The sequence below is a fragment of the Streptomyces jumonjinensis genome (assembly GCF_009600885.1).
In the GTDB taxonomy this organism is placed as follows: Bacteria; Actinomycetota; Actinomycetes; order Streptomycetales; family Streptomycetaceae; genus Streptomyces; species Streptomyces jumonjinensis.
The window spans coordinates 124,888-138,009 of the sequence record NZ_VCLA01000170.1 but is presented as its reverse complement, the minus strand read 5'-3'; the positions used below and the strand labels follow the sequence as shown (position 1 = coordinate 138,009).

Genomic DNA, 13,122 nt, shown 5'->3' with positions numbered 1-13,122 from the left:
CGAGCGAACCGGAGCCCCCGAAGAGACGGCGCCACCCGAGCTGCCGGGACCGCCGATCAGCCGGCACCTGAACAGACGGGCCCCGAGCACACCGGACCGCCGGACGGGCGACACCTGAACGACGGGTCCACCGGACAGGCGGAACCACCGGACGGACAGCACCACCGGACAGGCAGGCCCCCGCCACAGACCGCACCCCCGAGCCGACGGCGAACACCCCCGCCCCCGTCAGCAGACGTGCCGGTCCCGCTCCGCCGAGTACAGATGGCTGTCCCGGAACCCCTCCGCCCCCAGCGTGCGGCCGACGATGATCACCGCGGTCCGCACGATCCCCGCCGCCTTCACCTGCGCCGCGATCGAGTCCACGGTGCCCCGCAGCACGATCTCCTCCGGACGGCTGGCGTAAGCAACCACCGCGGCCGGGCAGTCCGCCCCGTAATGCGGCAGCAGCTCCGCCGCCACCCGTTCCGCGTACCCCGCCGCCAGATGGAGCACGATCAGCGCGCCGCTGCGCCCGAGCGTGGCCAGGTCCTCCCCTTCGGGCATCGCCGTGGCGCGCTGGGCGATACGGGTGAGGATCACCGTCTGGCCGACGGTCGGCACGGTCAGCTCCCGCTTCAGCGCGGCAGCGGCGGCGGCGAAGGCGGGCACCCCCGGCACCACCTCGTACGGCACTCCGGCCGCGTCGAGTCTGCGCATCTGCTCGGCCATCGCGCTGAAGACGGACGGGTCGCCCGAGTGCAGCCGGGCCACGTCCCGACCGTCCCGGTGCGCGCGGACCAGCTCGTCCGTGATCTCGTCCAGGGTGAGCCGCGCGGTGTCCACCAGCCGGGCGTCCGGCGGGCATTCGGCGAGGAGTTCACGCGGCACCAGGCTGCCCGCGTAGAGACAGACCCGGCAGGAGGCGAGCGTCCGCGCCCCCCGCACGGTGATCAGATCTGCGGCGCCGGGGCCGGCCCCGATGAAGTACACGGTCATCTGTCGTCTCCTGGTGAGATGGTGACGGGATCCCGGAACCCGGAGGGCATCCCCTTGGTGACGGCCCACTGGGTCACCGGCATCGCCTGCCGCCATCCGGTGAAGCCCCCCACGGGCACGGCGTGCGCCACGGCGAGCCGCACCAGTTCGCCGCCGTGCCGCCGGTAGCCCTCGGCGAGCAGGGCCTCGGACTCCAGGGTCACGGTGTTGGCGACCAGCCGCCCGCCCGCCGCGAGCGCCGCCCAGCAGGCGTCGAGCAGTCCGGGGGCGGTGAGCCCGCCGCCGATGAACACCGCGTCGGGCAGCGGCAGTCCGGCCAGCGCGGCGGGCGCGGCGCCGGTGACGACGCGCAGTCCGGGCACCCCGAGCCGGTCCGCGTTACGGGCGATGCGTCCGGCCCGTACCGGATCGCGCTCGACGGTGACGGCCCGGCAGGACGGGTGCGTACGCATCCACTCCACCGCGATCGACCCCGACCCGCCGCCGATGTCCCACAGCAGCTCCCCGGGCGCGGGCGCGAGCGCGCCGAGCGTGGCGGCGCGGACATGGCGCTTGGTGAGCTGGCCGTCGTGTTCGTACGCCGTGTCGGGCAGTCCGGGCACCGCGCCGAGCCGGGCGGCGCCGGGGGCGCGGCGGCACTCGACGGCGACGACGTTCAGCGGGTCGCCGGGCGGATGCGGCCAGTCGTCGGCGCGGGCTTCGACGCCGATACGTTCCTGCTCGCCGCCCAGCTGTTCGAGCACCCGCATCCGGCTGGGCCCGAAGCCGTGCTCGCGCAGCAGAGCGGCGACCTCGCCCGGGGTCTTCGCGCCCGCGCTGAGCACCAGCAGCCGCCGTCCGTGGTGGAGCGCGGCGGCCAGCCGGGCGGCGGGGCGGCCGACGAGCGTGACCACCTCGGTGTCCTCCAGCGGCCAGCCGAGCCGGGCGGCGGCCAGCGAGAGCGACGACGGATGCGGCAGCACCCGCAGGCCCCCGGCGCCGAGCACCTCGGTGAGCGCCCGGCCGATGCCGTAGTGCATGGGGTCGCCGCTGGCCAGCACCGCGATCCGGCGGCCGGAGTGCGCGGCGAGCAGGGCGGGCACGGCGGGCCGCAGCGGGGACGGCCAGGCCACCCGTTCGCCCGTGCACGGCTGCACCGGGAGCAGCGCCAGCTGGCGTACGCCGCCGATCAGCACCTCGGCGGCGGCGAGCGCCTCGCGCGAGGGGCCGGGGAGCCCGGCCCATCCATCGGCCCCGATGCCGACGACGGTGACATCCGGTGCGGCGGCGGGGGTTACGGCGATCACTGCCTGGTACCTCGGTGTTCGGGGGGTGGGACGCAGGCGCACTCTACTGTCACCGCGCTCCCCGTCGCCCGGCTGCCCCGTCCCGGCCCGTCTCCCGCCTCCCGGCTGCCCCGTCCCGGCCCGTCCTCGGTCGCAGCCCGTCCTCGGCCCCGGCCCGTCCTCGGTCGCGGTGTGACCTCGTACCCTTGAGGGGCTTATCGCACATGACTTGCAACAGCGAATGAGACGCAGAGGAGCGGCCGTGAGTTCTCCGGTGGTGCTGGGCATCGAGTCGTCCTGCGACGAGACGGGCGCGGGGCTGGTGCGCGAGGGCCGGCTGCTGGGCCATGCCGTCGCGTCGAGCATGGCCGAGCACGCCCGTTTCGGCGGCGTCGTCCCGGAGATCGCCGCCCGCGCGCATATCCACGCGCTCACCCCGGTGGTCGAGGAGGCCCTGGCCGGGGCGGGCCTGCGGATGTCCGACATCGGCGCGGTCGCGGTCACCACCGGCCCCGGCCTCTCCGGCGCCCTCCAGGTGGGCGTCTCCGGGGCCAAGGGGCTGGCGTACGCACTGGGCGTACCGCTGTACGGCGTCCACCATCTGGCGGGCCATGTGGCCGCCGACACCCTGGCGCACGGCCCGCTGCCCGACCCCTGCGTGGTGCTGATCGTCTCCGGCGGGCACACGTCCCTGCTGCTCGTCCGGGATCTGGCCCGCGATCCGATCGTCCATCTCGGGGATACCCTGGACGACGCGGCCGGGGAGTGCTTCGACAAGGTCGCCCGGGTCTTCGGGCTGCCCTACCCGGGCGGGCCCGCCATCGACCGGGCGGCCCGCGCCGGGAATCCGGGGGCGGTCCCCTTCCCGCGCCCGCTGACCGGGCCGCGTGACGACCCGTACGCGTTCTCCTTCTCCGGACTCAAGACGGCGGCGGCCCGGTGGGCCGAGAGCCGTCCGGCCGGTGGTCTGCCGGTCGCCGACGGGGCCGCGTCGCTCCAGGAGGCCATCGCCGATGTGCTGACCCGCAAGGCGGTGGCGGCCTGTGCCGCGTACGGGGTCGGCACCCTGGTCGTGGTCGGCGGGGTGGCCGCCAACTCACGGGTGCGCGCCCTGGCGGAGCAGCGCTGCGCGGCGGCGGGCATCACCCTGCGCGTGCCGCCGCTGGGACTCTGCACGGACAACGGGGCGATGATCGCCGCCGTGGGCGATCTGCTGGTGCGCGCCGGAGCCGAACCGGCCCCGCTGGAGCTCTCGATCGACCCGTCCGCGCCGCTGGAGTACGCGGCCCTCCACCCCGTCGCCGCCGTACGGACGGCCGTCTGATGGGCACGGTGGTACGTCTGGTCTCCGGCGCGGAACTGCTGGAGCGCGCCGAGGGCGTCCGCTCGGTGTACGCGGGGGCCTTCGCGGAGCCGCCCTGGTGCGAGGACCCGGCCGAGGCGGACGGCTATGTGCGGCGGCTCCCGGCGGAGCTCGCCCGCCCGGGGTTCGCCGCGGCCCTGGCCCTGTCGGGGTCGGACGACCGGGTGGTGCACGGCTTCGCGACGGGCTGGACCACGCCCGATCCCTTTCCCGAGGGGCGCTCATACGGGCCGGTGGCCGCCGTACTGGGGGAGGACCGCACCCGGCGCTGGCTCTGCGGGGCGGTGGAGATCGATGAACTCGCGGTGGCGGCCGGGGCGCGCGGCCAGGGGCTGGGCGCGGCGCTGCTGGCGGCGGTCGCGTCCACCGCGGCCGATGGGCGGTGCTGGCTGCTGACCTCCGTACGGGCGGACGCGTTCGGCTTCTACCTTCGCCGCGGCTGGCGCCAGGCCGTCCATCCCGCGCCCGAAGGCGACGGCCCGGCGCTGCTGCTGGGCCCGTGCCATCCCGCCGCCCTGATGTCCGAGCCCGCCGCGCTGATGTCCGAGCCCGCCGCCCTGACGTCCGAGCCCGCCGCCCGGAACCACCCGAGGTCCGCGCCCACCAGCCGGAACCATCCGGAGAGCACCAGCGGGTAGAGGAGATAGCCGTACCGGGTGGCGGGCGCGAGCAGCAGCGCCGCCAGCAGGCCGAGGGCCACCCGGTCCGCCGCCGCGGTCACCGTCGCCGGGGGCCGCAGTACGAGGGAGAGCGCCATCGTCACGGCGGCTGCCGCGAGCAGCGTCACCGCGACCACGTCTCCGCCCGGCAGCGCGGTGGCCAGCAGCTGTCCGGGCAGCGGGCTCGCGGCGGGCGAGGGCACGTCGGCCAGCCCGAGCGGAAAGGCGACGGCGTGCTCGGCGAAGGCCCCCGGATCGCGTACGGCCACCGGCGCGGCGCACACGGCGAGCACGGCGGCGGCCGACGCCGCGAGACGGCCCGCGCTCCCGCGCCCGTACCGGAGGAAGAGCAGCGCGCAGGCCACCGCCGCCGCGGGCCACGCCGTCCACTTCATCGCAGAGGCGAGCCCGAGGACCAGTCCGGCGGCGCCCGGCCGCCCCTGGGCGGCGAGCGCGAGCCCCAGCGCCATCAGCCCGATCACGGGCAGATCGATTCCGCTCACCGCGAGCGTCATCGCCACGGGCGGGCAGGCGATGAGGAGGGTCAGCGCGCCCGCCGTGGCGCGCGGGGCCTTCGGCGCGGCGGGGGTGAGCGTGACCTTCGGCGAGGTCGGGGCGGGCGGGAGCGTGCCCGCGTACGCCAGTGCGGCGAGGAAGCAGAGCGCGAAAAACCAGCGCGGATCGAGACCGAGGAGGGCCCCGGGTATGCCGAAGAGCGCCATCGCGGGGAGATAGGGGTTGTAGTCGGCCGGCTCGGCGGGGGCGGCGTCGTACGGGGTCCCGGAGCGCAGCAGGTCACGGGCCGCTTCCTCGACCACCCGCACTTCGAGCTGGGCGCTGTCGGCCGCGCAGAGCACGGCGAGGGGGAGCAGCGCCGTCGTCACCGCCGCGAGAGCGGTCGCCCGGGCGGCGCTGTGCCGTGACGCCGCGAGCGCGGCGACGGCGTATCCGGCTGCTGCGAGGACGCCCCAGAGCCGGTGCGTCGACACCGTGGTCACCAGCGCGAAGGCTCCGGCGAGCACCGCGCAGAGCAGGAGCCCGAGGGCTGGGCCGGAGGGGTGGGCGAGGAGCGCGGCGACCGTCCGGCGTGTGTCGGGGAGGCGCTGGCGGAGGGCGGCGACGGCGGACGGACCGGCAGGCGAACCGGCGGAGGCGGCGGCGCACCGACCTGCGGGTCTGTAGGCGGGCGGGCCGGTCTGTGCGCGGGCCGGTCCGGAGGTGGACGGCCCTGCGGTCCATGCGGGCCGATCGCCCGCATCACTCGCATCGCCCGCGTCACCCGCATCACCCGCGTCACCCGCGTCACCCGCATCGCCCACGTCACCCGCATCACTCGCATCGCCCGCATCGCCCGCGTCGTCCGCGTCACCCGCATCACTCGCGTCGCCCGTCGCTGATTCGGATGCCGACCGTGCCATTCCCCGTCTCCTGTCTCTGCGGCGAAGACAGGACCGTAGGGCGGCGTCGGGGCGGCACTCGTCACACCGCGGTGCCTACTTCCGGCTCACCCTGGAGTACCCCTGGGGTGAGATCCGGGCTCACAGTTCACCGCTCGACTGCCGTCACTTATATAAGGCGACGCTTAGATGACTTCCCGGGCCGCCGGGAACCGGAACCGGGGGTCAGTCGTTGGCACGATTGGGCACAGCAACGTCAATAAAGGCGCGGCCCGCGCCGGATTGCGCAGGGATTCCATGGGTGTCAGCCTGTCCAAGGGCGGCAATGTCTCGCTCAGCAAGGAGGCCCCGGGCCTGTCTGCGGTGATCGTGGGCCTCGGCTGGGACGTCCGAAGCACCACGGGCACCGACTTCGACCTGGACGCCAGCGCCCTGCTGGTGGACGGCAACGGCAAGGTGCTGACCGACCAGCACTTCATCTTCTTCAACAACCTCAAGAGCCCCGAGGGCTCCGTCGAGCACACCGGCGACAACCTCACGGGCGCGGGCGAGGGCGACGACGAGCAGATCAAGGTCAATCTGGCGGGCGTGCCCGCCGAGGCCCAGAAGATCGTCTTCCCGGTCTCGATCCACGAGGGCGAAAGCCGCGGCCAGTCCTTCGGCCAGGTGCGCAACGCGTTCATCCGCGTGGTCAACCAGGCCGGCGGGGCCGAGCTGGCCCGCTACGACCTGAGCGAGGACGCCTCGACCGAGACCGCCATGGTCTTCGGCGAGCTCTACCGCAACAATGACGAGTGGAAGTTCCGCGCCGTGGGCCAGGGCTACGCCTCCGGCCTGCGCGGTATCGCGCAGGACTTCGGCGTCAACATCTGAGTCGGCGCCGCCGCCTCATGACGCCCGGTGTGCGACGCGCGGGCCCTTGCGCGCCGCACACCGGCGTCTCCGCCTTCCCCGCCTCGGCTCGGGAGCGGCGGATACGTACAGAAGACGGGCACGTCCAGCAGAGAGGGCAGAGCAGAGCATGGCGACCGAGCCCCCCGCCGGCCGGGCACCGACGACGGAGCGGCCCCCCGGTGTGGAGCGCCTCTGGTCCGGACGCGTCCCCGAACTGGCCGCCGACGCCCTCGCCCACCGCCGTCTGCTCGACGCCGGGGAGTCCGCCCGGCTCGACGCCTTTCTGCGGCCGTCGGACCGGGATGCGTACGCCGTCGCGCATGTGGCGCTGCGCCGTCTGCTCGGGGAGCGCCTCGGCCGGTCCCCGGAGTCGGTCACCCTGGACCGGGAGCCGTGCACCCACTGCGACGGCCCGCACGGCCGTCCCGTGGTGCCGGGCGGCGCGGTGCACTTCTCCCTGTCGCATACCGAGGGGATCGTGCTGATAGCCCTGGCCTCGGCTCCGGTCGGGGTGGACGTCGAGGCGGTGCCCAGCCCCAAGACGATCGCCGATATCGCGGGCCAGCTGCACCCCCGCGAGCGCGACGAGCTGGCGGCGCTGCCCGCCGGTGACCGGGCCCCGGCCTTCGCCCGCTGCTGGACCCGTAAGGAGTCGGTGCTGAAGGCGATCGGCGTCGGGCTCAACGACGGCCTGCGGCATCCCTATGTCGGGACCGGCCCCCGGCCGGGCGTGGATCCGGCCTGGCGGCTCACAGACCTGGAGACCGATCCCGGCTATGCGGCGGCGGTGGCCGTGCGCACCGCCGGCTGAACTCACCGCCGCGGGGGTTCCTCCCCGCTCTGGCCGACCTCAACTCCCTTGCCGGAGACTGAGGTTATGGAGTTCATCGTATTCATGACCCTTCCCGGGCTGGTGATCCTGCTCGTGGTCATCGCCTTCGCGGATCAGATCATGCGGGCGACCGGCCTCGGCAAGCGGACGGGGCAGGTGTCCGCGACCGGGTTCGAGCAGTTGCACGCGACGTTCTCGCCGGGCAAGCAGAGCGAGCTGAAGGAGCGGCAGAGCGCGCTGCTGCTCAAGGACGACGACGAGGACGGCGCACCGCCGCACCGCTCCACCGTCGATCTGGACGGCGGCCGGGCGGTGGTGCGCCTGCCCAGGGCCCCTGAGACCCCCTGAGGCCCCCTGATTCTGCGGGCTCGGACCGGCCGGGGCTCACCGGCTCAGACCGGCCGGGTCGCCTTGAGCGAGTACATCAGCGGGATACGGGGGCGGCCCGCCGGGAAGCGGTAGTAGCCGTCCTCGCCCTGGGTGAAATGGTCGAAGCGCGGGAAGAGCGACATGTCGTGCTCATGCAGGAATTCCAGGCGCAGCCCGGTGGCGCAGAGCGCGGAGACGACCTCGCCGATCGGGTGCTGCCACTCGACGGTCCGGTTGTGGACGGTCTCGGCGTCGAGATCGGCGTAGGTCCCCGGCATGTCATCGAGCCACGCGTCGCGCGAGAAGTAGTCGTGCACGACCTTGGAGCCGGTCTCGTCGTCGAGGGCGTCGGTGAGCGGATGGAACTCCGCGAGATACAGGAACCCGCCGGGCGCGACGAGCGAGGCGGCCGTCCGGGCCCAGCGCTCGATGTCGGGGAGCCAGTTGAGCGCGCCGGTGCCGGTGTAGACGATGTCGTAGCGGGCGTCCGGCACGGCTTCCACGGCGTCGTACACATCGGCGGCGACGAACGCGGCGCGCTCCGGGCCGAATCCGATCTCGGCGGCGAGCGCGCGGGCGGCCTCCACGGCCGGTTCGGAGAAGTCGAGGCCGACGACCTGGGCGGCCCCGCGCCGGGCCCAGGACAGGGTGTCCTGTCCGAAATGGCACTGAAGGTGGAGCAGGGTGCGTCCGCTCACATCGCCGACCTCGGCGATCTCGAAGTCACGCAGCGCCTCCTTGCCCGCGCGGAAGGCGTCGAGCTCGTAGAAATCGCCGGCGACATGGATCGGGACGCGTTCATCCCAGTTGGAGCGGTTGACCTCGCGCCAGTCCGCGGGGAAGTCGGCAGGGGCTGGAGTGGGCATGCGTCCGAGGTTATCCACAGGCTGCGGACGGTGCGAACGGTTTGTCGGCGGCTCAGCGCAGAATGGGGCCATGACCGAGATCACCGAGAGTACCGACGCCTCCGCCCCGATGCCCGAGTGGGAGCAGCGCTTCCGCGCACCGCGCGTCTCCCTGCCCGACTGGGCGGAGGACGCGCCGGACCGCGCGCTCTTCGTCTCGAACGAGACGGGAAAGTACGAGCTGTACGCGTGGGACCGGTCGACGGGCGGCCGGCGTCAGGTCACCGACCGGCCGAGCGGCACGACGGACGGCGTGCTCACCCCGGACGGCGAGTGGATCTGGTGGTTCTGCGACGGGCACGGAGCGTCTTCCGGCCCCGGCCCCGACTCCGACTCCGCGGCGGAGGGGGACGAGTTCGGGATATGGCTGCGCCAGCCCTTCGCCGGCGGTGCGGACGTGCCCGCGGCCCCCGGTCTCGACCCGGCGTATTCGGCGGGGCTGGCGATCGGACGGCACGGCGCGTCGGTGATCGGGCGCTCCACCGACGAGGAGGGCACCACGATCCATGTCGTACGGGAGGGGGCCGGGCCGGTCGAGATCTACCGGCACCGGGAGTCGGCCGGGGTCGGCGATCTCTCCCATGACGGGACGCTGATCGCCGTCGAGCACACCGAGCACGGGGACGCGATGCACGCGGCGCTGCGGGTGGTCCGGCTCGACGGCACCCCGGTGGCCGAGCTGGACGACACCAAGGGCGGCTCCGTGGAGCTGGGGCTCGAAGTCCTCGGCTTCGCTCCGGTGGACGGGGACACCCGGCTGCTCGTGGGGCATCAGCGCCGTGGGCGCTGGGAGCCGATGATCTGGGACGTCGTCTCGGGCGAGGAGACCGATCTCGCCGTCGAGCTCCCGGGCGATGTGAACGCGGAGTGGTATCCGGACGGCTCGGGGCTGCTGATAGCGCACAGCTTCGAGGCCCGCGGCGAGCTGTGGCGGTACGACCTGGCGACCCGGGAGCTGGTGCGCATAGAGACCCCGGCCGGTTCGGTCTCGGGCGCGAGCGCCCGGCCGTCCGGGGATGTGGAGTATCTCTGGTCGTCGGCGGCGCTGCCGCCGCAGGTCCGCTCGACCGCGGGCGGGACCGTGCTCGACCCGCCGGGCGCGCGGGCCCCGGAGTCGGTCCCGGTGGAGGATGTCTGGGTGGACGGGCCGGGGGGCCGGGTGCACGCCCTGGTACAGCGCCCGGCGGGGGCCGAGGGCCCGCTGCCCGTGATCTTCGACATCCACGGCGGCCCGACCTGGCATGACAGCGACGCCTTCGCCGCGGGCCCGGCGGCCTGGGTCGACCACGGCTATGCGGTGGTCCGGGTGAACTACCGGGGTTCGACGGGGTACGGCAGGGCGTGGACGGACGCCCTCAAGCACCGGGTCGGGCTGATCGAGCTGGAGGACATCGCGGCGGTCCGCGACTGGGCGGTGGGCTCCGGGCTCGCCGACCCGGAGCGGCTGATCCTGGCGGGCGGCTCCTGGGGCGGCTATCTGACCCTGCTCGGCCTCGGCACCCAGCCCGGGGCGTGGTCGCTGGGGCTGGCCGCCGTGCCGGTCGCCGACTATGTCACGGCCTACCACGATGAGATGGAGGCGCTGAAGGCGATGGACCGCACCCTGCTGGGCGGCACCCCGGAGGAGGTGCCCGAGCGGTTCGAGATCTCGTCGCCGCTGACCTATGTCGACGCGGTGCGGGCGCCGGTCTACATCTCAGCGGGCGTCAACGACCCGCGCTGCCCGATCCGCCAGGTGGAGAACTATGTGGACCGGCTGGCGGCCCGGGGCGCGGTCCATGAGGTCTACCGGTACGACGCGGGGCACGGCTCGCTGGTGGTCGAGGAGCGGATCAAGCAGCTCGCGATGGAGATCGCCTTCGCCTCCGCGCATCTGGGAGGAGCACCGGCCGCCGCCGGGCGGACCTCCGGGGAGGGGGGCGGACCGGAGTAGCCCGAGCGCGTTCCGTACCGTGGAGGGGTGTACCGCTTCCTGCTGACGCCCCGGTGGTGGGGCATCAATCTCTTCGTCGTCCTGGCGATCCCGTTCTGCGTCTTCATGGGGTCGTGGCAGCTCGGCAGGTTCGAGGCCCGCGTCGACAGTCACCAGGAGGCCGAGCGGGAGCCCTCCCCCGATGAGCGGAAGGCCGTGCCGCTGGACGAGCTGCTGCCGGTCGACACGAAGACCTCCGGCCGGCATGCCACGGCGACCGGGGTCTACGGCGAGCAGTTCATCGTGCCCGGCCGCGAGCTGGACGGGAAGCGCGGGGACTATGTGCTGACGCTGCTGAAGACGGACGGCGGGCGCACGCTTCCGGTGGTGCGCGGCTGGGTCGCCGAGGGCGGGCGGGTCCCGGCCGCCCCGGCGGGCGAGGTCTCGGTGACCGGAGCGCTCCAGGCGTCGGAGAACGCGGGCACCGACGGGGTGCATACGGCGGGCGGGCTGCCGAGCGGACAGGTCGGGATGATCAGCGCGGCCTCGCTGGTGAACCTGGTGCCGGACGATGTGTACAACGCGTGGATCACGCTGGTCGAGGCGGACCACGGACTGGCGGCGGTGCCGGCCGCGAGCGTGGAGGGCAGCGGGCTGGATCTGAAGGCGTTCCAGAACCTGGGGTACACCGGGGAGTGGTTCGTGTTCGCGGCGTTCGTGCTGTTCATGTGGTTCCGGCTGATGCGCCGTGAGGTGGAGGCGATCCGCGACCGCGAGCTGGGCCTGGAGCCCGACCCGGTCTGATCCCGGCGCCTTCCGCCCGCCGGGCGGAAGGCGGCGCTGCCGCCATGACCGGCGATGAACCCGCGCCGGTTCCGAGCGCGCACCCGCGCCGGTCCGGTCGGGCGCCAGACCCGGGTCCGCGCCGGTCCGGTCGGGGGCCGGCCGACGCCCGCACGCCCGGCCCGGGGGCCGGACCCGGGTCCGCGCCGGGTGCCCCGCCCTGGGCCGGGTGCCGAGCCGCCCGCCCTGGACCGATCCGCGGACCCGCCTCCCTCGCCGGAGCCCGGCCCGCGACCGACCTGCCCGGGCCCCCGACCCGCGCCAGGTCCGGCCCGCGCTGAACACCGCACCGGGCCGGGCCGACCTGAGCTCAGATCCGCACCGGGCCGCGCCGACCCGTCGCCAGGCCGAGCTCAGACCCGACCCGACCCGAGCCCGGTCACCCAACCCCGGCCCGGTCACTCCCCCCGGCCCGGCCGTGTCCTAGCCCGCGCTCAGCAGACCTGTCCGGTACACCGTGCCGGCGCACGCGTTCGGGATCGTCGCACCGGCGCTCGGGGCGCCTCCCTGCGCCGTGTGGGTCAGGGCGACGCTGCCGTCCTGAGGGCCGCCGTCCTCGCCGATCAGCTGGGCCGACAGCCCCCCGGGCTCCCCGCCCGAGCCCTCGGACACGGAGCCGCCTTCGCCGCCGTCCGTGGGCGTGGGATCAGGGGACTCCCCGCCGTCGACCGGACAGGTCTCGCTCGGCACCCAGGCGAAGCGCACCTCATACGACTGGCCCGGCGCCAGCAGCAGCGAGGACGCCTCCATCGAGGGGTCGGGCAGACTGCCCGCAGGCCCGCCCGACACATGCTGGGCCACCGAGATCCTGGCCGGGTCGGCCGCGCCCTGCGCCGCGGCGCTGACGGACCCGCCGCCCTCGACCGTGCAGGAGCCGCCGGAGACGTTGGCGACGCGGAACACTCCGTAGACCACGCCCCCGGCGTCCGGAGCGCTCACATCCGTGCCGCTGACGCCCAGCTGCGCCGGTCCGCAGACCGTCGAGGCGGACTGGACGTCATCCGGGCCCCCCGTGGGAGCGCCCCCGGACCCGTCTCCGGTGTCTTTTCCCGGGCGGTCGCCCGGAGCGCGGCTCGTCTTGCCCTTGCCCTTGTCCTTCGGCGGGGCCGACCCCCGGTCGGAGGGCTTGGCCGACTCCTTCTTCTCCTTCACCTTGTCCGCGGGGGACCCGGTGCTGCCCTCGGTGGACTTCTCCTTGCCGAGGTTCAGCGGATTGGCCATGCCGCCGCCGTTGGAGCTCGCCACATGGACGAAGGCGGGGATCGCGGTGCCCAGCAGCAGCGCGGCGGCGGCCACGCCCACCAGCAGCTGCCTCTTGCGGGCACGCCGCGCGGGCACCGCCTTGCGCAGATGGTCGAGGGCGCCGTCCGAGGGGGCGAGGTCCTGCACGGCGCCCTGGAACATGCGCCGCAGGGCCAGCTCGTCCGCGCCCGGATCCTCCTCGCCGAGGTCCTCGCCGCCGTCGGCTCCGGTCGGAGCGTCCACGCTCTTGAGCAGCCCGCCGAAACCGACGATCCCGCCCGGCTCCGTACCCCGCCCGGCAGAGCCGGGACAGCGGCCGGTCCCGGAACCGTCATCGGCACCGGGACCGTCGTCGGGGCGGGAGCCCGAACCGTCGCCGCCGTCAGGGCGGGAGCCCGAACCGTCGCCGGACGAATCCCCGCCCACCGACCGTTCCCGCTCCGCCTGATCCGGCTCCGATTGC

Annotated in this window: 11 protein-coding genes and 1 pseudogene; 7 read left to right on the top strand and 5 right to left on the bottom strand. The window is 74.4% G+C overall.

Translation table 11 applies throughout. From position 1 onward, the window contains the following. Positions 1-228: 228 nt before the first annotated feature. Both cobM and cbiE read right to left on the bottom strand, forming a co-directional pair. Positions 229-978: a precorrin-4 C(11)-methyltransferase gene (cobM, locus tag FF041_RS25485; protein WP_153524962.1), complete on the bottom strand. Its 750-nt coding sequence runs from the start codon at positions 976-978 to the stop codon at positions 229-231. After that, positions 975-2,264 carry a precorrin-6y C5,15-methyltransferase (decarboxylating) subunit CbiE gene (gene cbiE, locus FF041_RS25480; protein ID WP_323392687.1) on the bottom strand — a complete coding sequence of 430 codons (1,290 nt, stop codon included), beginning with the start codon at positions 2,262-2,264 and terminating at the stop codon, positions 975-977. The genes cobM and cbiE overlap by 4 nt, the downstream gene beginning before the upstream one ends. Positions 2,265-2,505: 241 nt before the next feature. Between cbiE and tsaD the strand changes: the two genes are divergently transcribed. After that, the gene (tsaD, locus tag FF041_RS25475) at positions 2,506-3,567 is read left to right on the top strand and encodes a tRNA (adenosine(37)-N6)-threonylcarbamoyltransferase complex transferase subunit TsaD (protein ID WP_323392685.1); all 1,062 of its coding nucleotides are present in this window, start codon (positions 2,506-2,508) and stop codon (positions 3,565-3,567) included. After that, positions 3,567-4,244: a GNAT family N-acetyltransferase gene (locus FF041_RS39360; RefSeq protein ID WP_153524960.1), complete on the top strand. Its 678-nt coding sequence runs from the start codon at positions 3,567-3,569 to the stop codon at positions 4,242-4,244. The genes tsaD and FF041_RS39360 overlap by 1 nt, the downstream gene beginning before the upstream one ends. 83 nt (positions 4,245-4,327) lie before the next feature. Here FF041_RS39360 and FF041_RS39355 read toward each other — a convergent pair. After that, positions 4,328-4,987, bottom strand: a pseudogene (locus FF041_RS39355) (glycosyltransferase 87 family protein); the annotation flags it as partial. A gap of 972 nt (positions 4,988-5,959) precedes the next feature. Here FF041_RS39355 and FF041_RS25460 point away from each other — a divergent pair. The 3 genes from FF041_RS25460 to FF041_RS25450 all read left to right on the top strand — a co-directional run bounded on the left by FF041_RS25460 (position 5,960) and on the right by FF041_RS25450 (position 7,736). After that, the gene (locus FF041_RS25460; protein ID WP_153483094.1) at positions 5,960-6,535 is read left to right on the top strand and encodes a TerD family protein; all 576 of its coding nucleotides are present in this window, start codon (positions 5,960-5,962) and stop codon (positions 6,533-6,535) included. A 148-nt stretch (positions 6,536-6,683) separates the two neighbouring features. Further along, positions 6,684-7,367: a 4'-phosphopantetheinyl transferase family protein gene (locus FF041_RS25455; RefSeq protein WP_153524959.1), complete on the top strand. Its 684-nt coding sequence runs from the start codon at positions 6,684-6,686 to the stop codon at positions 7,365-7,367. A gap of 66 nt (positions 7,368-7,433) precedes the next feature. Beyond that, the gene (locus tag FF041_RS25450; RefSeq protein ID WP_153483092.1) at positions 7,434-7,736 is read left to right on the top strand and encodes a DUF6191 domain-containing protein; all 303 of its coding nucleotides are present in this window, start codon (positions 7,434-7,436) and stop codon (positions 7,734-7,736) included. Between the two features lie 44 nt (positions 7,737-7,780). On the opposite strand, the gene FF041_RS25445 is transcribed toward FF041_RS25450, so the two are convergent. After that, positions 7,781-8,623 (bottom strand): class I SAM-dependent methyltransferase, encoded by an 843-nt coding sequence (locus tag FF041_RS25445; protein ID WP_153524958.1) that lies wholly within the window; start codon positions 8,621-8,623, stop codon positions 7,781-7,783. Between the two features lie 70 nt (positions 8,624-8,693). Here FF041_RS25445 and FF041_RS25440 point away from each other — a divergent pair, with 70 nt between their 5' ends. Continuing rightward, on the top strand, positions 8,694-10,595 hold the full coding sequence (locus FF041_RS25440) for a S9 family peptidase (protein WP_153524957.1): 1,902 nt from the start codon (positions 8,694-8,696) through the stop codon (positions 10,593-10,595). A gap of 27 nt (positions 10,596-10,622) precedes the next feature. Continuing rightward, the gene (locus FF041_RS25435; protein ID WP_323392683.1) at positions 10,623-11,378 is read left to right on the top strand and encodes an SURF1 family protein; all 756 of its coding nucleotides are present in this window, start codon (positions 10,623-10,625) and stop codon (positions 11,376-11,378) included. 462 nt (positions 11,379-11,840) lie between these two features. On the opposite strand, the gene FF041_RS39350 is transcribed toward FF041_RS25435, so the two are convergent. Continuing rightward, positions 11,841-12,902, bottom strand: coding sequence for a hypothetical protein (locus FF041_RS39350; protein WP_323392681.1), 1,062 nt, complete (start codon positions 12,900-12,902; stop codon positions 11,841-11,843). Positions 12,903-13,122 lie beyond the last annotated feature (220 nt).